Source organism: Streptomyces sp. B1I3 (assembly GCF_030816615.1).
GTDB lineage: Bacteria > Actinomycetota > Actinomycetes > Streptomycetales > Streptomycetaceae > Streptomyces.
Map to the genome: position 1 here is coordinate 4,808,345 of NZ_JAUSYD010000001.1, position 18,222 is coordinate 4,826,566.

Annotated in this window: 15 protein-coding genes; 9 read left to right on the forward strand and 6 right to left on the reverse strand. The window is 71.5% G+C overall.

What is annotated here, in order from left to right; genetic code table 11:
- Positions 1-153: 153 nt before the first annotated feature.
- A complete protein-coding gene (locus tag QFZ58_RS22100; protein ID WP_307126641.1) occupies positions 154-1,611 on the forward strand; it encodes an MFS transporter in 1,458 nt (485 codons plus the stop codon).
- 165 nt (positions 1,612-1,776) lie between these two features.
- Here the strand turns inward: QFZ58_RS22100 and QFZ58_RS22105 are convergent, their stop codons facing one another.
- From QFZ58_RS22105 to QFZ58_RS22115, 3 genes are all read right to left on the reverse strand, one after another.
- Entirely contained in the window at positions 1,777-3,348 is a 1,572-nt protein-coding gene (locus QFZ58_RS22105; protein WP_307128951.1) for a cation acetate symporter, read from the reverse strand.
- A 26-nt stretch (positions 3,349-3,374) separates the two neighbouring features.
- Positions 3,375-3,929 (reverse strand): DUF485 domain-containing protein, encoded by a 555-nt coding sequence (locus QFZ58_RS22110; RefSeq protein WP_307126642.1) that lies wholly within the window; start codon positions 3,927-3,929, stop codon positions 3,375-3,377.
- A gap of 146 nt (positions 3,930-4,075) precedes the next feature.
- Entirely contained in the window at positions 4,076-5,779 is a 1,704-nt protein-coding gene (locus tag QFZ58_RS22115; protein ID WP_307126643.1) for an MFS transporter, read from the reverse strand.
- A 351-nt stretch (positions 5,780-6,130) separates the two neighbouring features.
- Here QFZ58_RS22115 and QFZ58_RS22120 point away from each other — a divergent pair, with 351 nt between their 5' ends.
- Both QFZ58_RS22120 and QFZ58_RS22125 read left to right on the forward strand, forming a co-directional pair.
- Complete coding sequence (locus QFZ58_RS22120) at positions 6,131-6,919, forward strand: ABC transporter ATP-binding protein (RefSeq protein WP_307126644.1); 789 nt, start codon at positions 6,131-6,133, stop codon at positions 6,917-6,919.
- Positions 6,916-9,498 (forward strand): ABC transporter permease, encoded by a 2,583-nt coding sequence (locus QFZ58_RS22125; protein WP_307126645.1) that lies wholly within the window; start codon positions 6,916-6,918, stop codon positions 9,496-9,498. The genes QFZ58_RS22120 and QFZ58_RS22125 overlap by 4 nt, the downstream gene beginning before the upstream one ends.
- An 83-nt stretch (positions 9,499-9,581) precedes the next feature.
- Here QFZ58_RS22125 and QFZ58_RS22130 read toward each other — a convergent pair whose 3' ends face one another.
- Both QFZ58_RS22130 and QFZ58_RS22135 read right to left on the reverse strand, forming a co-directional pair.
- On the reverse strand, positions 9,582-9,956 hold the full coding sequence (locus QFZ58_RS22130; protein WP_307126646.1) for a type II toxin-antitoxin system VapC family toxin: 375 nt from the start codon (positions 9,954-9,956) through the stop codon (positions 9,582-9,584).
- The gene (locus QFZ58_RS22135) at positions 9,953-10,198 is read right to left on the reverse strand and encodes a type II toxin-antitoxin system Phd/YefM family antitoxin (protein WP_307126647.1); all 246 of its coding nucleotides are present in this window, start codon (positions 10,196-10,198) and stop codon (positions 9,953-9,955) included. Before QFZ58_RS22135 ends, QFZ58_RS22130 begins: the two co-directional genes overlap by 4 nt.
- Before the next feature lie 186 nt (positions 10,199-10,384).
- On the opposite strand from QFZ58_RS22135, the gene mfd reads away from it, so the two are divergent.
- Entirely contained in the window at positions 10,385-13,915 is a 3,531-nt protein-coding gene (gene mfd / locus QFZ58_RS22140; protein WP_307126648.1) for a transcription-repair coupling factor, read from the forward strand.
- A gap of 83 nt (positions 13,916-13,998) precedes the next feature.
- Here the strand turns inward: mfd and QFZ58_RS22145 are convergent, their stop codons facing one another.
- Entirely contained in the window at positions 13,999-14,580 is a 582-nt protein-coding gene (locus QFZ58_RS22145) for a TetR/AcrR family transcriptional regulator (protein ID WP_307126649.1), read from the reverse strand.
- Positions 14,581-14,685: 105 nt separating this feature from the next.
- On the opposite strand from QFZ58_RS22145, the gene QFZ58_RS22150 reads away from it, so the two are divergent.
- The 5 genes from QFZ58_RS22150 to QFZ58_RS22170 all read left to right on the forward strand — a co-directional run bounded on the left by QFZ58_RS22150 (position 14,686) and on the right by QFZ58_RS22170 (position 18,135).
- Positions 14,686-15,552, forward strand: a complete 867-nt coding sequence (locus QFZ58_RS22150) for a hypothetical protein (RefSeq protein ID WP_307126650.1) — start codon at positions 14,686-14,688, stop codon at positions 15,550-15,552.
- A 141-nt stretch (positions 15,553-15,693) separates the two neighbouring features.
- The gene (locus QFZ58_RS22155; RefSeq protein ID WP_307126651.1) at positions 15,694-16,431 is read left to right on the forward strand and encodes an HNH endonuclease family protein; all 738 of its coding nucleotides are present in this window, start codon (positions 15,694-15,696) and stop codon (positions 16,429-16,431) included.
- A 118-nt stretch (positions 16,432-16,549) separates the two neighbouring features.
- Positions 16,550-16,876: a hypothetical protein gene (locus QFZ58_RS22160; protein WP_307126652.1), complete on the forward strand. Its 327-nt coding sequence runs from the start codon at positions 16,550-16,552 to the stop codon at positions 16,874-16,876.
- 270 nt (positions 16,877-17,146) lie between these two features.
- Complete coding sequence (locus tag QFZ58_RS22165; RefSeq protein ID WP_307126653.1) at positions 17,147-17,518, forward strand: hypothetical protein; 372 nt, start codon at positions 17,147-17,149, stop codon at positions 17,516-17,518.
- Positions 17,515-18,135, forward strand: a complete 621-nt coding sequence (locus tag QFZ58_RS22170; protein WP_307126654.1) for a BMP family ABC transporter substrate-binding protein — start codon at positions 17,515-17,517, stop codon at positions 18,133-18,135. Before QFZ58_RS22165 ends, QFZ58_RS22170 begins: the two co-directional genes overlap by 4 nt.
- The last annotated feature ends 87 nt before the right edge of the window (positions 18,136-18,222 follow it).

The following is an 18,222-nucleotide window of genomic DNA, read 5'->3' on the forward strand; positions in this document are numbered from 1 at the left end:
GGGACCGGGTCCGGCCCCGCGTCGGATTCCTGGGGCCCACCTCATGATCCCACGGGGCATGCATCGGACACATAACGTGCATGACGCATTCGACATGTACGATGCACATCGCCTCTCGGACCATGAACAGACGATCCTCAAGGAGCCCCCTTCATGGATGCCCCCCAGCCGACAGCCAGATCAGGCGGTGTGATCGCCACCCTGGCCTTCGCCGGCACCGTGGCAGCGATCATGCAGACCCTGGTCACCCCGCTCATCGCGGAGCTGCCGCAGATCCTGCACACGTCGTCCTCGAACGCCGCCTGGGTGATCACCATCACCCTCCTGGTCGCGGCGGTGTGCGTACCGATCTCCGGGCGCCTGGGCGACCTCCTGGGCAAGCGCCGGATGCTGCTCGCGTGCTCGGTGCCGCTGGTCGTGGGCTCGGTGGTGTGCGCCCTGGCGTCCTCCGTGGTCCCGATGATCGTCGGACGCGGTCTGCAGGGCATGGGCATGGGCATGGTGCCGCTCGGCATCTCCCTGCTGCGTGACGTCGTACCCAAGGAGAAGCTGAGCTCCTCCATCGCACTGGTCAGTGCCTCCATGGGCATCGGCGGCGCCCTCGGCCTGCCGATCGCCTCGGCGGTCGCCCAGTACGCGAACTGGCGGGTGCTGTTCTGGGGGTCCGCCGTCCTGGCCCTCACCATCTGCGCGCTGATCTGGTTCCTGATCCCGGACGTCCCGGCCGGAGCCCGCGGTCAGCGCTTCGACGTGCCCGGAGCCCTCGGTCTGGCCGTCGGCCTGGTCTGTCTGCTGCTCGCCATCTCCAAGGGCGCCGAGTGGGGCTGGACCTCCGCGACGACGGTCGGCCTGTTCGTCGCCGCCGTCGTGGCGCTCCTCGTCTGGGGCTTCTGGGAACTGCGCACCGAGGACCCGCTGGTCGACCTGCGCACCACGGCACGCCCCCGGGTGCTCATCACCAACATCGCGTCGCTCTTCGTCGGCTTCGGCATGTACGCGGGCATGCTGATCGCCCCGCAGCTGCTGCAGTTCCCGGAGGCCACCGGCTACGGGCTGGGCGAGTCCATGCTGGCGGCGGGCCTCTGGATGGCGCCCGGCGGCGTCATGATGATGCTCATCTCCCCGCTCGGCGGAAAGCTCACCGACTCGCGAGGCCCCAAGTTCACCCTGATCTGCGGTGTCCTGGTCATCGCGGTCGGCTACGGCGTCGCGCTGCTGCTGATGGGCTCCGCCTGGGGACTGATGGTGTTCCTCATGGTCAGCAGCAGCGGCGTGGGCCTCGCCTACGGAGCGATGCCCGCCCTGATCATGAGTTCGGTGCCGCTGTCCGAGACGGCGGCTGCCAACGGGTTCAACACCCTGATGCGCTCCCTCGGGACGTCGATCGGCGCCGCCGTCATCGGCGCGGTCCTCTCCCAGCTGACCACGACCATGGGCGGCTACACCCTCACCTCCGAGGACGGTTTCCGTACCGGCCTGATGGTCGGCTGCGGTGTCGCCGTGGTCGCCGTGGTGATCGCGTCGTTCATCCCGGCCGTCCGCGCGTCCGCCGCCGCGGGCGAGAAGTCCGACGCGGCCGCCTCGCCCGAGGTGGCCGCCGCCAAGGGCTGACGCGCACGTCGCCGTGCGGCGCGGCCTGCCGCCCGGCTCCGTCCCCGAGGGGGTGGAGCCGGGCGGCTCGCCGTGACGGGGAGGAGGGCTTCCGGGCGGGCCTGCGGGGCGGGGTCCGAACGCCCGCGCCGACGGCAGGATTTCGCCGGCCCGATCGCCCGTCCCTCAGCCGCGTCCCGCGGGTGGCGCGCCCGCCAGGATCCAGGGCTCGACGGCCTCGTACCGGGCCCGTTCCCCGCCCGCCGAGCGGCTGCGGACGGTACCCAGCCAGCCGGCCAGGAAGCCGAAGGGGATGGAGACGAGGCCTGTCGTGGTGAGCGGGAACCAGTTGAAGTCCCGGTTGGGGAACACGGCTCCGGGGGAACCGGAGACCAGGTTGGTGCCGGTGATCAGGACCAGCACGCAGGCCGTACCGCCGACGAGGGTGCAGAGCAGGCCGGTACGGGTGTAGCGGCGCCAGAACATGCTGTACACGAGGGCGGGGGCGATGGCCGACGCTCCGATGCAGAAGGACAGGGTCACCAAAGCCTGGACGTTCCAGTGCCGGGCGAGGACGGCGAGGGTGACGGCGATCAGCCCCACGCCGACCGCCGCGGCCTGCGCCATGGCCATCTCCGTCCGGTCGGCCGGCTGCCGCCCGCCGCGCAGGCCGTGGGCGAAGAGGTCGTGGGCCAGGGAGTTGGCACAGGCCAGGATCATTCCGGCGACGGAGGCGAGCAGGGTGAGGAAGATCGCCGTGGTCATGGTGGTGACGACGAGAGCGCCGACCTCGCCACCCCCCGCCACCGCGCCGCTGACCTGCAGGATCGCACTGTTGCCCTGGGCGCCGGCGGCGGTGATGGCGTCGTGCCCGACGAGCGCGGAGGCGCCGAAGCCGATGACGGCGAGCAGCGGGCAGAGGCCGACGACGACGCAGACCGCCCAGGACAGGGAGCGGCGGACGGCCTGGGCGCTGCGGACGCTCGTCATCCGCATGGTGATGTGCGGCAGGCACGCGGCACCGAGGACGACCGTCAGTTCGGAGCTGATCATGTCGAGTCCGCTGCCGCCGAACTGCAGCCCGGAGTGCAGATAGGCCCCGCCGGCGCCGCTGCCGGCCCGCGCGGCGCCCAGCAGGGCGCCCGTGTCCCAGTCGAAGCGGTTCAGGACGAGTACGGAGACGAGGAGGCCGGCACCGAGCAGGGCGACGGTCTTGACGATCTGGATCAGGGCTGTGCCCTTCATGCCGCCGATCGCCGCGTAGCTGATCATGACGACGCCGAGGGCGACGACGGAGCCGGTACGGAAGCCCGGACTGTCGAAACCGAGGATGAACGCGAGCAGATTGCCGCTGCCGGCGAGCTGGACGACCATCAGCGGCAGCAGGGCGGCGAGGGTGACCGCGCAGGAGGCGATGCGAGCGGCCCGGCCGGGGGCCCGGCGGGTCAGCATGTCGCCCATGGTGAACCGGCCCGCGTTCCGCAGGGGTTCGGCGAGCAGGAACATCAGCAGGACGAGCGAGAGCGTGGTGCTGAGCGCCAGGACGAGACCGTCGTGGCCGGTCAGGGCGATGACGCCGGTGGTTCCGAGGACGGTCGCGGCGGAGAGGTAGTCACCGGCGATGGCCAGGCCGTTGCGCAGGGGCGAGAGGGAGCGGTAGCCGGTGTAGAACTCGTCGAGGTCGTCACGGTCCGGGCCGGTCATGACACAGAGCAGCAGGGTGACGGTGGCGACCGCGATGAAGGCGGTGAGGGACATCGTCCTCGCGGACGCGTCGAATCCGTTCACCGGCCGGCCCCCTTCCGGCGGCGGTCGGCCGGTCCGCCGCCCGTGGTGCCACGGGCGGCACGGCTGCGCAGACCGGCGGAGAGCGGGTCGACGGTGCGCCGGGCGGTCCACTCGTACACGGCGATGGCGACGAGGGCGACCGGGAGCTGGCACAGGCCGAGGAGGAGGCCCGTGGTCAGGGCGCTGCCGCCGACGGGACGGGTCATCAGGCCGGGGGCGTATCCCGACAACAGGAGGAAGAGCGTGAAGTAACCGAGGGCGGTCAGGGTGGAGACGCGGCGCAGCACCCGGTAGGCCGTGCGCAGCCGGCGCAGGTCGCTGTGGTGGCCGGGTGCGGGGACCGGTGCGGACGCGTGGGGCGCCCAGTTCGGTGGTGGCTGCGGTGAGGAGCTCTGCCAGGGCAGCAGGTACTCGCCGGGGTACGGGGGCGGCGGGGGCCGGTGCCGCGGGTCGCGTCCCCGCGGCTGCGGGAAGGCTGGTTGTGGGGAGCCGGGTTGCCAGGGCTGCCGGCGGGGTGGGTACGGGGGTGGCTGCGGGTGCTCGTACGGCATCTGGTGCTGCTCCTTGCATGGCTCGGGCCCGGGGACGGACTGCAAGGCAGGAGCGCGGGCGCGCTCGTGGGAGCGCGAACGTTACTCGCGAGTATCACGCCTGGGGAGGGTTACGTACGAACTACCCCCGGTAACGCGTCAGTTGCCTAGTCCTTGGCTGCCGTGTCCCTGGATGCGGCGGTGGCGCTCCCGTGTTCCGCGAGCACCGGGAAGCGGCGTGGTGCCACGAGAACGAGGACCAGCAGGGCGATTACGGCGGCTCCCGCGGCGCCCATGAACACGTGGTCGACGGCCGCGTCGACCGCCCGGCGCAGATGCTCCGTCGCGGCCCCGGACAGGGCGGCCGGGTCCGCCAGTGCGTGCGAGACCGCGTCCAGGTCTCCGGGCAGACCCGGGACGGGGGCGGAGGCCAGTCGGGAGGCGAGCACGCCGTTGGCCACGGCGCCGAAGAGCGCGGCGCCCAGACTCTGGCCCACCTGGCGGCAGAACAGCACGGAAGCGGTCGTCGTCCCCCGCTCGGACCAGCCGACGGTCGACTGGACCCCCACGATCAGGGGGAGCTGGAAGAGCCCGAGTGCCGCTCCGAGCAGCAGCATGAGCAGGGCGGGGTGCCAGGCGGCCCCCGGGAAGGGCAGGAGCGGGAAGGCCAGCAGGACCAGCAGGGCGCCGGTCATGCCTGTGATCGCGGTGCGGCGGAAACCGACGCGGTTGTAGACGCGGTCGGCGAACGCCGCGGACACGGGCCAGCTCAGCGTCATGGCGGAGAGGACGAAACCGGCGGCGATCGGGCCGAGTCCGAGCACCGACTGGGCGTACGTCGGCAGGAAGACCGTCGGTGCGACCATCAGCAGCCCCATCGCGCCGAGGGCCAGGTTGACCGAGGCGATGGTGCGGCGCCGCCATACCCAGCCCGGGATGACCGGTGCGGCGGCGCGCCGCTCGATGAAGACGGTCAGGGCGGCCAGCGCGGCACTGGCGCCGAGCAGCCCCAGTGAGGGAGCGGAGATCCAGGGCCAGGCCACTCCGCCCTGGACGAGCGCGGTCAGCAGCAGCGCGCCGGTGGCGAAGACGGCGAGGGCGCCCGCCCAGTCGGTACGGGGGCGGGTGGCGGGCCGGGGCCGGGCCGGTTCGTGGAGGTGACGGACCACCAGCCGGAGGGCGACGGCGCCGACCGGCAGGTTGACGAGGAAGATCCAGCGCCAGTCCGCGTACGCGGCGAGCAGCCCGCCGAGCGCGGGGCCCGCGACGGACGAGGTGGCCCAGACGGTGGAGAGCCGGGCCTGGATCCTCGGACGCTCCTTGAGCGGGTACAGATCGGCCGCGATCGTCTGCACCGTGCCCTGCAGCGCGCCTCCGCCGAGGCCCTGGACCACGCGGAAGGCGATGAGGGCGGCCATGTTCCAGGCGGCGGCGCAGAGGACGGAGCCGGCCAGGAAGAGGACGATGCCGGCGATGAGGACGGGCTTGCGGCCGAAGGTGTCGGAGAGCTTCCCGTACACCGGCAGGGTGACGGTGACCGCCAGCAGGTAGCCGGAGAACAGCCAGGAGAACACGGCGAATCCGCCGAGGTCGCCGACGATCTGCGGGACGGCGGTCGCGACGATGGTGCCGTCGATGGCCGCGAGCCCCATGCCGAGCATGAGCGCGGCGACGACAGGGCGACGGCTGCGGTCGGTGGCCGCCCGGTCGGTTGCGGCCCGGCCGCCGACCGCCCCGTCCGCGCCGTCCGGTCGGTGGCCCAGGGCACCCGAGTGGTCGTCAGGGCCGCCGCCCGGTCCGCGCTCCGTGCCGTCGTCGAGTCCGCCGCCCGTGCCGTCCACGCCGCCCACAGGGTTTCCTTCCCTATGCATGTATTTTCCGCGGGCCAGCCTCTCACCGCAGGCGGCCCGGCGGGAGGAGGCGGCCGAGGGGTGAGACCCCCTACTCAGGTCCCGTCCCGGGGGCCGGTTCCCCTAGGGGGAGCTCCGTCTTCCCGCCCAGGGGTCGTTCCTCCCGCTGGAGGACGTGCCGTGCCGGGGCCGTTCCTTACCGTGTTCCTACACCGCGATCGAAGACCGGACACAGGCTGACCACAGCGGCCGAGGTGGGGAAAACCCCACCCGAAGACTGCGCCGGGCACCAGCGCGCCGGACCCCTCTCGCACCCGAGACTCAGGACGTACACAGAGACGTCCCCGCACCGAACCGCATAGGAGAATCACCGTGACAACGGCTGTAACCATTCCCAGGCACGGGGGCACTGGAGGGCGTACGGCCGTCGCTGCGCGAGCGCGTCAGGTCGTCAAGGCGTACGGCGCCGGGGAGACCCGGGTCGTCGCGCTCGACCACGTGGACGTGGACATCGCCCGCGGGCAGTTCACAGCGATCATGGGTCCGTCCGGCTCCGGCAAATCGACACTCATGCACTGCCTGGCCGGTCTGGACACGGTTACCTCGGGGGAGATCCACCTCGCCGACACCGAGATCACCAAGCTCAAGGACAAGAAGCTCACACAGCTGCGCCGGGACCGGATCGGCTTCATCTTCCAGGCGTTCAACCTGCTCCCGACGCTCAACGCGCTGGAGAACATCACGCTGCCGATGGACATCGCGGGCCGCAAGCCCGACGCCGGCTGGCTTCAGCAGGTCGTGGAGACCGTCGGTCTCGCCGAGCGGCTGAAGCACCGGCCCACGCAGCTCTCCGGCGGTCAGCAGCAGCGTGTCGCGGTGGCCCGGGCGCTCGCCGCCCGGCCGGACATCATCTTCGGCGACGAGCCCACCGGAAACCTCGACTCGCGGGCGGGCGCCGAAGTGCTGTCCTTCCTGCGCAGATCCGTCGACGAACTGGGCCAGACCATCGTCATGGTCACCCACGACCCGGTGGCCGCCTCCTACGCGGACCGGGTCCTGTACCTCGCGGACGGCTCCATCGTCGACGAGATGCACAACCCCACGGCCGACCAGGTCCTGGACCGGATGAAGGACTTCGACGCACGCGGGCGGACGTCATGACCGTCTGGAAGACCTCCATGCGCAACTTCTTCGCGCACAAGGGGCGGATGGCGCTCTCCGCCGTCGCGGTGCTCCTGTCGGTGGCGTTCGTGTGCGGCACGCTCGTCTTCACCGACACGATGAACACCACGTTCGACAAGCTGTTCGCGGCATCGGCGGCCGACGTGACCGTCAGCCCGAAGGCGGCCGGCGGGGCCGACGACATGCCGGAGAACGGCCGGCCCGAAGCGCTGCCCGCCTCCACCCTCGCCCTCGTCGAGAAGGCCGAGGGGGTGAAGACGGCCGAAGGCGGCGTCTCCAGCATGTCCGTCACGGTCGTCGACAGCCACGACAAGAACATGGGCTCGGAGACGGGCGCCCCGACGATCGCCGGCAACTGGACGCACAACGACCTGCGTTCCATGGAGATCACCTCCGGCCACGCCCCGCGCGGCCCGACCGAGGTCATGGTCGACGCCGACACCGCCGAGAAGCACCACCTGAAGATGGGTGACGAGCTCCGTACCATCGCGGTCACCGGCGACATCAAGGCGAAGATCAGCGGCATCGCCACCTTCACCGTGACCAATCCGGGTGCGGCCGTCGTCTTCCTCGACACGGCCACCGCACAGCAGAAGCTGCTCGGCGCGTCCGGTGTCTTCACCCACATCTCGGTCACGGCAGAACCCGGCGTCAGCGACGTCCGGCTGAAGGAGAACGTCGCCACGGCCCTGGGCGACGGAGCCGCGTACAAGCTGCAGACCCAGGACGAGGCCGCGGCGTCCAACAAGGACTCCATGGGCTCCTTCCTCGACGTCATGAAGTACGCCATGCTCGGCTTCGCCGGGATCGCCCTCCTGGTCGGCATCTTCCTGATCGTCAACACCTTCTCGATGCTCGTCGCCCAGCGCACCCGTGAGATCGGCCTGATGCGGGCCATCGGCTCCAGCCGCAAGCAGGTCAACCGGTCCGTGCTGGTCGAAGCGGTGCTCCTCGGCATCGTCGGATCCGTCCTCGGTGTCGGTGCCGGGATCGGCCTGGCCGTCGGGCTGATGAAGCTCATGGGCGCCATGGGCATGGAACTGTCCACCGACGACCTCACCATCGCCTGGACGACTCCCGTCATCGGACTGGCGCTCGGGGTGGTCGTGACCGTCCTCGCCGCCTACATCCCGGCCCGCCGGGCCGGCAAGGTGTCGCCGATGGCCGCCCTGCGTGACGCCGGGACCCCGGCGGACGCGAAGTCGGGCTGGGTCCGTGCCGGGATCGGCCTGGTCCTCACCGGCGCCGGCGCCGCGGGACTGTGGGCGACGACGCAGGTGGACGAGGCGAGCGACGGCTCGCTCTTCCTGGCCCTGGGTGTGGTCCTCACCCTGATCGGCTTCATCGTGATCGGCCCGCTGCTCGCCGGCCTGGTCGTGCGGGGGCTCAGCGTCGTCGTCCTGCGGCTGTTCGGCCCGGTCGGGCGGCTGGCGGAGCGCAACGCGCTGCGCAACCCCCGGCGCACCGGTGCCACCGGTGCGGCGCTGATGATCGGCCTGGCCCTGGTGGCGTGCCTCTCGGTGGTGGGCTCGTCCATGGTGGCCTCGGCCACCGACGAGCTGGACAAGTCGGTCGGCACGGACTTCATCGTCCAGTCCTCCACCGGCCAGCTGATCGTGCCGCAGGCCGCCGAGGCCATGGCGAAGGTGCCCGGCATCGAGCACGTCACCGACTACAAGGTCCTCGCCGCGAAGCTCACCAACCCCGACGGTTCGACGGTGGACGAGGACGTCACCGCCGCCGACCCGACCTACCCCCAGGACCTGCGACGCGAGACCGTCTCCGGCGACCTGGCGAAGGCGTACGGCAAGAACGCCATGTCCGTCGGCTCGGACTACGCCACCCAGCACAAGATCGCGGTCGGGGACGAGATCACCGTCGCGTTCAAGGCCGGCGACCCGGCGAAGCTGAAGGTCGCGGCGATCACCTCGGACGACACGAACGTGGACCAGGGGGCGATGTACCTCAACACCACGACCGCCGAGCAGTACGTCTCCGACGACCGCATGCCGAAGAACATGATCATGTTCGCCTCGGCGCAGGACGGCAAGGAGAAGGAGGCATACGCGGCCCTCAAGAGCGCGCTGGCCGAGTACCCCCAGTACAAGGTGCAGAATCAGGCCGACTTCAAGCAGGACCTGAAGGACCAGATCGGCCAGCTGCTGAACATCGTGTACGGACTGCTCGCCCTGGCGATCATCGTCGCGGTGCTCGGTGTGGTGAACACCCTGGCCCTGTCGGTCGTCGAGCGGACCCGTGAGATCGGCCTGATGCGGGCGATCGGTCTCTCCCGCCGCCAGCTGCGCCGCATGATCCGGCTGGAGTCCGTGGTCATCGCCCTGTTCGGCGCCCTCCTCGGCCTCGGCCTGGGCATGGGCTGGGGCACCTCGGCACAGAAGCTGCTCGCGCTGGAGGGGCTCGGCGTCCTGGAGATCCCGTGGCCGACGATCCTCACGGTGTTCGTCGCCTCGGCCTTCGTGGGACTGTTCGCCGCCCTCGTACCGGCCTTCCGGGCCGGCCGTATGAACGTCCTCAACGCGATCGCCACCGACGGGTGAGAGTGCTCGCCGTAGGATGACTGATCCGGCCCCGGGGCGTTCCTCCAGACGCCCCGGGGCCGGATCACGTCGTGGTGCCGCAGTCAGGCGTGCAGGACCGGCACGTCGTACTGGGGGATCCACTTGTCGCGCGTGACGACGGTCAGTCCCTCGGTCTGGGCCTGGGCGACGAGGATGCGGTCGAAGGGGTCCCGGTGGAGTGGGGGGAGACGGCCCGCGCGTACGCCGTGTTCGGCCGTGATGGGGCACCTTCTGAACTGCATGTCCCGGGCACGCTCAGCAAGGTCTGCGGCGCCTTCCAGCTTTCCGAGGTTCTGCTTGATCGCGATTTCCCAGGGCGTCGCGGCGCTGACGTAGGCCTCGGCCTCGGTGCGCAGCAGCTCCCTAAGCTCGTCGGACAGGTCGTCGGAGGCGTTCAGCCACCACAGCACCACATGGGTGTCGAGGAGAAGCTTCATCCGCGCATCCCGAACGCCTCTGCGATGTCGTCGGGCAGCTCGTCGAAGTCGTCGGGGATATGGATCTGTCCCCGCAGGGTCCCGTAATCGGTCCGGTTGACCTTGGAGTGCAGCGGCACGACCTTCGCGATGGGCTCGCCGGCCCGGCTGATCACGACCTCCTCGCCGGTCTCGACCTGCTGCAGTATGCGGGAGAAGTTGGTCTTGGCCTCGTGCACGTTGTACTGCCGGGCTGCTTCCATGACTGCCTCACCAGCGCCGCGAGTGGACTAGCTATCGGGCTAAGGCTAGCGCCCGTACCACCGTCCGGACAACGGCGTTCCCTCGCGCGGGTGACACACCGGCGTCGTACGCTGGAGCCCCCGGCCCGTCCCACGTGTCGGGTCCTTCGCGTTGCTCACACCTCGCCACACCGGACGGAATTCTTCATGAGCCTGCACGGTCTGCTGGATGTCGTCGTCACCGACCCGGCGCTCTCGGAAGCGGTGAAGGCCGCCACCGACGGGCACCGGGCCCACGTCGACCTGGTCGGCCCGCCGGCCGCGCGCCCCTTCGCGGTGGCCGCCCTGGCCCGCCGGGTGAAGCGCACCGTGCTCGCCGTCACCGCCACCGGCCGAGAGGCCGAGGACCTGGCGGCGGCGCTGCGGACCCTGCTGCCACCGGACACCGTCGCGGAGTTCCCTTCGTGGGAGACCCTGCCCCACGAGCGGCTCTCGCCCCGCTCGGACACGGTGGGCCGGCGGCTCGCGGTGCTGCGCCGGCTTGCGCACCCCCGGCAGGACGACCCCGAGACCGGCCCGGTCTCCGTGGTGGTCGCCCCCATCCGGTCGGTTCTCCAGCCGCAGGTCAAGGGGCTCGGCGACCTGGAGCCGGTGGCGCTGAGCAGTGGGCAGACCGCTGACCTCGCCGAGGTCGTGGACGCCCTCGCGGCAGCCGCGTACGCACGGGTGGAGCTGGTCGAGAAGCGTGGCGAGTTCGCCGTGCGCGGCGGGATCCTGGACGTCTTCCCGCCGACCGAGGAGCACCCCCTGCGGGTGGAGTTCTGGGGCGACGACGTCGAGGAGATCCGCTACTTCAAGATCGCCGACCAGAGGTCCCTCGAGGTGGCGGCACACGGGCTGTGGGCGCCGCCCTGCCGCGAGCTGCTGCTCACCGACGAGGTCCGCGCGCGGGCGGCAGACCTCGCCGAGGCGCACCCCGAGCTGGGTGAGCTGCTCGGCAAGATCGCGGAGGGGATCGCCGTCGAGGGCATGGAGTCGCTGGCCCCCGTGCTCGTGGACGAGATGGAGCTGCTGCTCGACGTCCTGCCCAAGGGGTCGATGGCCCTGGTCTGCGACCCGGAGCGGGTCCGGACCCGGGCGGCCGACCTCGTCGCCACGAGTCAGGAGTTCCTGCAGGCGTCCTGGGCGGCCACCGCCGGCGGCGGAGAGGCCCCGATCGACGTGGGCGCGGCCTCCCTGTGGGGCATCGCGGACGTCCGGGACCGGGCCCGCGAGCTGGGCATGATGTGGTGGTCGATCTCTCCGTTCGCCGCCGACGAGGAGCTGGACGGGGACACCCTCCAACTCGGGATGCGTGCCCCGGAGGCGTACCGGGGCGACACCGCCAGGGCGCTCGCCGACACGAAGGGCTGGCTCGCCGGCGGATGGCGGACGGTCTACGTCACCGAAGGGCAGGGGCCCGCCTCCCGTACGGTCGAGGTGCTCGGCGGCGAGGGCATCGCGGCCCGCCTCGACCAGGACCTCGCGGAGCTCACGCCGTCGCTCGTGCACGTCTCGTGCGGGGTCCTCGACCACGGCTTCGTCGACCCGGGCCTGAAGCTCGCCGTCCTGACCGAGACGGACCTGACCGGTCAGCGCACGGCCACGAAGGACCTCGGCCGCATGCCGGCCCGCCGTCGCAAGTCCATCGACCCGCTGACCCTCCAGGCGGGCGACTACATCGTGCACGAGCAGCACGGCGTGGGCCGCTACATCGAGATGGTCCAGCGCACCGTGCAGGGCGCGACCCGCGAGTACCTCCTCGTCGAGTACGCCCCCGCCAAGCGCGGCCAGCCCGGTGACCGTCTCTACATCCCCACCGACCAGCTGGAGCAGGTCACCAAGTACGTCGGTGGCGAGGCGCCCACCCTGCACCGGCTAGGCGGCGCCGACTGGACGAAGACCAAGCAGCGCGCCAAGAAGGCGGTCAAGGAGATCGCCGCCGACCTGATCAAGCTGTACTCCGCCCGGATGGCGGCCCCCGGCCACGCCTTCGGCCCGGACACCCCGTGGCAGCGCGAGCTGGAGGACGCGTTCCCGTACATGGAGACGCCCGACCAGCTCTCCACGATCGCGGAGGTCAAGGAGGACATGGAGAAGTCGGTCCCGATGGACCGGCTGGTCTGCGGCGACGTCGGTTACGGCAAGACGGAGATCGCGGTGCGCGCGGCCTTCAAGGCGGTCCAGGACGGCAAGCAGGTCGCCGTCCTCGTGCCGACGACCCTCCTGGTGCAGCAGCACTTCGGCACGTTCACGGAGCGGTACGCCCAGTTCCCGGTCAACGTGCGGGCGCTGAGCCGTTTCCAGTCGGACGCGGAGTCCAAGGCGACGCTGGAAGGGCTGCGCGACGGTTCCGTGGACCTGGTGATCGGCACGCACCGGCTGTTCTCGGCGGAGACGAAGTTCAAGGACCTGGGCCTGGTCATCGTCGACGAGGAGCAGCGCTTCGGCGTGGAGCACAAGGAACAGCTGAAGAAGCTCCGGGCCAACGTCGACGTCCTCACCATGTCCGCGACGCCCATCCCCCGTACGCTCGAAATGGCCGTCACCGGCATCCGGGAGATGTCGACGATCACGACGCCCCCGGAGGAGCGGCACCCCGTCCTCACCTTCGTCGGGCCGTACGAGGAGAAGCAGATCGGCGCGGCCGTGCGGCGTGAACTCCTGCGCGAGGGCCAGGTGTTCTACATCCACAACCGGGTGGAGTCCATCGACCGGGCCGCGGCGCGGCTGCGCGAGATCGTGCCCGAGGCGCGGATCGCCACGGCGCACGGGCAGATGGGGGAGAGCCAGCTGGAACAGGTCGTCGTCGACTTCTGGGAGAAGAAGTTCGACGTGCTGGTCTCCACGACGATCGTCGAGTCCGGCATCGACATCTCCAACGCCAACACGCTGATCGTGGAGCGCGGTGACAACTTCGGCCTGTCCCAGCTGCACCAGCTGCGCGGCCGCGTCGGCCGGGGCCGTGACCGCGGCTACTCCTACTTCCTGTACCCGCCGGAGAAGCCCCTCACCGAGACCGCGCACGAGCGCCTGGCGACGATCGCCCAGCACACCGAGATGGGCGCGGGGATGTACGTGGCGATGAAGGACCTGGAGATCCGCGGCGCCGGCAACCTGCTGGGCGGCGAGCAGTCCGGTCACATCGCCGGGGTCGGCTTCGACCTGTACATCCGGATGGTCGGCGAGGCGGTGGCCGACTACCGGGCGGCGGTGGACGGCGGCGTCGAGGAGGAGCCGCCGCTGGAGGTCAAGATCGAGCTCCCGGTCGACGCGCACGTCCCGCACGACTACGCCCCCGGCGAGCAGCTGCGCCTCCAGGCGTACCGCGCGATCGCCTCGGCCAATTCGGAGGAGGACATCAGGGCGGTGCGCGAGGAGCTCACCGACCGTTACGGCAAGCTGCCGGAGCCGGTGGAGAACCTCCTTCTGGTGGCGGGCCTGCGGATGCTGGCCCGGGCCTGCGGCGTGGGCGAGATCGTGCTGCAGGGTCCGAACATCCGTTTCGCGCCGGTGGAGTTGCGGGAGTCGCAGGAGCTGCGGCTGAAGCGGCTGCATCCCAAGACGGTCATCAAGCCGGCCGCCCATCAGATCCTCGTGCCGCGCCCGACGGCCGGCCGGATCGGCGGCAAGCCGGTGGTGGGACGCGAACTGCTGTCCTGGACCGGCGAGTTCCTCACGACGATCCTGGGGTCGTAGTCCGTGGTGGCGGCCCGGCCGCCCGGGCCGCCACATCGCACCCGGCCGCCCGGGCCGCCACCCGACTGTTGCGGAGCCGCCGGTCAGCCGTCGTCGCGGTCGTCCCGTGCGAAGGCCAGCTCGGCGATGACCCGGAAGACCTCACCCGGGTCCCGGCCGCCCACCGGCGCGTCCAGGTTGCCGCTCAGCAGCAGCGTCGAGAAGCCATGGGCCAGTGACCAGGCGGCGATCCCCGCGAGCCGGTCGTCGTCGCCCCGGCTCGTCCCGGACAGGCCGCTGATCCCGGAGCGCAGCGCGTCCGTGGCGCGTGCCTTGGCGGCGATCAGGCCGGGATCGTCGGCGTGGTGGAGCTCCGGGCGGAACATCACCTGGAAGTGCGCGGGGTGGCCGATGGCGAACCGTACGTAGGCCACGCCCCGTTCGCGTAGGTCCGGGGCTTCGGCCAGGGCGTCGGCGAAGAGGTCGTACCCCTCGGCCGCGACGGCGGTCAGCAGTCCGGTGCGGTCCTTGAAGTGGTGGGCCGGCGCGGCGTGCGAGACACCCGCGCGCCGGGCCAGGCCACGCAGGGACAGGGCGTCGGGGCCGTCCGCCGCGATGGTGTCGAGTGCGGCGGTCAGCACGGCGCGCCGCAGGTCACCGTGGTGGTAGGTGCGCTCACTGGTCATGGGGCGTACGGTACGCCGAATCTAGGCATTGACAAGTTCACGGGTTCTGGTCCACCCTGGGGATCTAGTCACTGACAAGATGAACGCCGTGGGGGAGGTCGGGACATGTCCGACGAGCTGGGACGCGTACGCCAGATGTGGCACCTGCTGGAGCCGCTGCACGCCGTCTTCTACTACGCGCCGGAGGTGTTCGAGGAGGCCGCCGCGCTCGGGTACGCCACGGACGAGCGCTGGCCGAGCTACTTCGCCTGGCGTCCGGCGCCGCTGGGGCAGGTCGGGCCGGACCGGGTGACCGCCACCTTCTACAGCTTCAGCCCGGCCATGGTCCGCACGTACGTCCCGGCAGGCACGCCCGTGGCCGCTCCCCGGGCGGTGCTCGAGGCGCGGACGAGGGCGGTCGACCGGGCGTACCGGGCTCTGTTCGGAGACCGGGTGCACGGCCCCGACCTGGCCGAGGCCGCCACGCTGGTGCGGCGTGCGGCTCGGGCGGCCGACGTCTCCGGCCGCCCGCTCGCCGAGGCCAACGCGGCCCTGCCCTGGCCGGACGCACCGCACCTGGTGCTCTGGCAGGCCGCGACGATCCTGCGGGAGCACCGGGGTGACGGGCACGTGGCGGCGCTGATCGCGGCGGGCCTGGACCCGGTGGAGTCGCTGGTCTCCTTCGCGGCCGTCGGTGCGGCCCGCCCGGAGGTGTTCAAGAGCCGCGGATGGAGCGAGGAGGAGTGGCAGGCGGCCCGGCGCCGGCTGCGTGACCGTGGGCTGCTGAAGGCGGACGGTACGGCCACGGACGCCGGACGGGCGCTGCGCGCGGAGGTCGAACGGCGGACGGACGAGAGTGCGTCCGGCCCGTGGAGGGCGCTCGGCGCCGAGGAGCGTGAGCGGCTCGTGGAGCTCCTGGGGCCGCTGTGGGTGGAGGCCATCGGGTCGGGGCTGCTCCCGTCCGAGACGACGCTGGGCATCGGGAAGGTGTGAGAGGGGCCGACGGCCGCGGGGGACCGACGGCCGCGAGGGCCGGCGCATGCCGGAGCCGGATGGTCCCGGTCAGGCACGGGGCAGCAGCGACTGCGGCCCACCCGCCCCGCTCCCGCCCCCCGGCGCCTACTCTGGTGCGCTGTGACGCCTCTTCGTGCCGTAAGGCCCCGACGCAGCCTGCTCCCCCTGGTGACACTGGCCCTCACGGGCGCGCTCGCCCTGACCGCGTGTGAGGAGCTGGGCGATCCGCTGGAATCCTCACCGGCCCCTGCCGGCCCGGCGGCCGCAGGTTCGGCGCTCCAGGCCGTCGGAACCCTGACGGTGAAGGGCCGGGCGCCGAAGACCGGGTACGACCGGGACGAGTTCGGGTCCGCCTGGGCGGACACCGACCGCAACGGCTGCGGTACCCGCGACGACATACTCGCCCACCAGCTGGACGACGTCTCCCGGGACGCCGACGGCTGCAAGGTGCTCAGCGGTGTCCTGGACCCCGATCCGTACACCGGGACGCGCATCAGGTTCGAACGCGGGCGCAGCAAGGTGGACATAGACCACCTCGTCGCCCTGTCCGACGCGTGGCAGAAGGGCGCCCAGCGGTGGAGCGACGCCAAGCGGCGGGCCTTCGCGAACGATCCGCTCAATCTGGTGGCCGCCGACTCGTCCACCAACCGCCGCAAGGGGGACGGGGACACCGCGACCTGGCTCCCGCCCAACAAGGGGTACCGCTGCGCGTACGTGGCGGGTCAGGTGTCGGTCAAGAAGAAGTACGGGCTGTGGGTGACCACCGCCGAGCGGGACGCGATGACGAAGGTGCTGACGGCCTGTCCCGACCAGAAACTGCTCACGGGCGGCAACCCCACGCAGGCTCCCGCCCGTTGAGCGGCTCGCGGCCGGGCGCCGCCTGAGGGAAGCCCGGGGCGACGGGCGACGGGCGACGGGCGTCCGGTGATCGGCGCCCGGCCCGGGTGATGATGCCGTCGGTGCGGATACTGGGCACATGTGGAAGTGGCGGCTGACAGCCGTGGGCGTGAACCTGCTCCTCGGAGTGCCGGCCGTGGTACCGGTGTGGCTGGTGTGGTATTTCCTGGCGAACGGCCCGTTCGCGGACGTCGGCTGGACGCGGCGGGAGCCGACGGAGAACGACGGCATGGCGCTGTGGCTCGTGATCGTCGTGCCGGTGGTGCTGGCGTTCGGACTCACGTGGTGGCTCGCCAACGGCCCGGTTCGCCGGAGGGCCGCGCTGGATCCTCTCGTGTACTGGCCGGCCGGCGTGCTGCTGACCCTCCTGCCGACAGGAGCGCTCGTCGTCGCCTCCGTCGTGTGAGCCGTCAGGCCACCAGGTGTGTGCCGGGGCGCCGCGCAGGCGGTGAACCCCGAGTCCGTGACCGTGGCCACCGACCGGGAAGGCGCCGTCGTCGCATGGGCGTACAACGGGGCGTTCGCGTGTGGGCGGGGGCGGAACCCGCCCTCCGTGCCGCCACGGCGGAATCGCCATGTACCGTACAGCGTCCAGATCGCCCCGGGGCCTGTGCGGGCCCCCGGCCGGCCGGCCCGAGTGGGCTCCCGCCCGCGCCCTTCCCGTGAGGAACAGACCGTGAAGCCTGCTGTGCCCGTCGGCACCGAGCGAAGTGCCCGTACGCCGGTGGCGGCGACGAGGGCGGCACTGCCCCGAGTCCTCGTGGCCGTGGTGCCCGTGGCCACCTTGGGCATGCTGGCCTTCGTCCCGTCCCTCGTGATCGCCCTGCGCCGGCGCAGGGCCGCCGACTGGCTGGTGTGCGCCGGGTTCACCGCCGTCGCCGTCGCGTGGTGTGCCTGGGCGGCCCTCAGCCCGGTCGAGACCCACGGAACGGGCTTCGCGCTGGATCTGCTGTTGCTGCTGGGCGCGACCCTCGGTGCCGCGGCGCACGCCCTGTTCGGGTGGCACACGCCCGAACGGACCGGTCACGACGCGAAGGCGACGGCGTGAAGACCCGTCGTACCTGGAGGAGGAAGATCCCGGCCGGGACCGGCCGGTGGGTGCCCCGTGCGCGACGGCTGCTCCTCGCGTCGCAGGTCACCTTCCGCGGGCGCCGCGGCGCCTGGGCGGCAGGAGGGGTGCTCGCGCTGGTGTGCGCCCTCCTCGCCGGCTGGCTGTTCAGCGGTGGGGACACGGCGAGCCCCCCGGACGCCCGCGCCCGGCAGTACAGGGACTTCGACGCCTGTCTCCTCACCGGTGACAAGGGCATCGGGGCGGGCACTCCCGCCGCTCCGGTCTGGCGGGGCATGCAGCAGGCCTCCGACGACACACGGGTCCGTGTCACTCATCTTCCGGTCATGGGCGCACAGTCGGCGGCGAACGCGCTGCCCCACCTGAACAGCCTGCTCCAGCGCGGCTGCGAAATCGTGCTGGCCGCCGGACCCGCCCCGACCGAGGTGGTGCGGAAGGCGGCGAAGGACCATCCGGAGGTGCGGTTCGTGGTCGTCGGAACACCGGGAACGACCGCGGGGACGACCGGGGGACTCACGACCGTGGCTCCGGGCGCCGGGCTGACCGACGAGGTCGCGGGGACCGTCCGACGGCTCGTCAAGAACACCCCGGCATAGACCCCTTGGGTAAGACTTTACTGTGAGATAAAGATCGCATAAAAGTGAGGGGGGATTGAGTAGATCTTGTGACCGGTGGTGGGGCAA

Coding starts and splice junctions, on each gene's coding strand:
- QFZ58_RS22100 (WP_307126641.1), top strand. CDS start 154: ATGGATGCCCCCCAGCCGACAGCCAGATCAGGCGGTGTGATCGCCACC.
- QFZ58_RS22105 (WP_307128951.1), bottom strand. CDS start 3,348: ATGTCCCTCACCGCCTTCATCGCGGTCGCCACCGTCACCCTGCTGCTC.
- QFZ58_RS22110 (WP_307126642.1), bottom strand. CDS start 3,929: ATGCCGTACGAGCACCCGCAGCCACCCCCGTACCCACCCCGCCGGCAG.
- QFZ58_RS22115 (WP_307126643.1), bottom strand. CDS start 5,779: ATGCATAGGGAAGGAAACCCTGTGGGCGGCGTGGACGGCACGGGCGGC.
- QFZ58_RS22125 (WP_307126645.1), top strand. CDS start 6,916: ATGACCGTCTGGAAGACCTCCATGCGCAACTTCTTCGCGCACAAGGGG.
- QFZ58_RS22130 (WP_307126646.1), bottom strand. CDS start 9,956: ATGAAGCTTCTCCTCGACACCCATGTGGTGCTGTGGTGGCTGAACGCC.
- QFZ58_RS22135 (WP_307126647.1), bottom strand. CDS start 10,198: ATGGAAGCAGCCCGGCAGTACAACGTGCACGAGGCCAAGACCAACTTC.
- mfd (WP_307126648.1), top strand. CDS start 10,385: ATGAGCCTGCACGGTCTGCTGGATGTCGTCGTCACCGACCCGGCGCTC.
- QFZ58_RS22145 (WP_307126649.1), bottom strand. CDS start 14,580: ATGACCAGTGAGCGCACCTACCACCACGGTGACCTGCGGCGCGCCGTG.
- QFZ58_RS22150 (WP_307126650.1), top strand. CDS start 14,686: ATGTCCGACGAGCTGGGACGCGTACGCCAGATGTGGCACCTGCTGGAG.
- QFZ58_RS22160 (WP_307126652.1), top strand. CDS start 16,550: ATGTGGAAGTGGCGGCTGACAGCCGTGGGCGTGAACCTGCTCCTCGGA.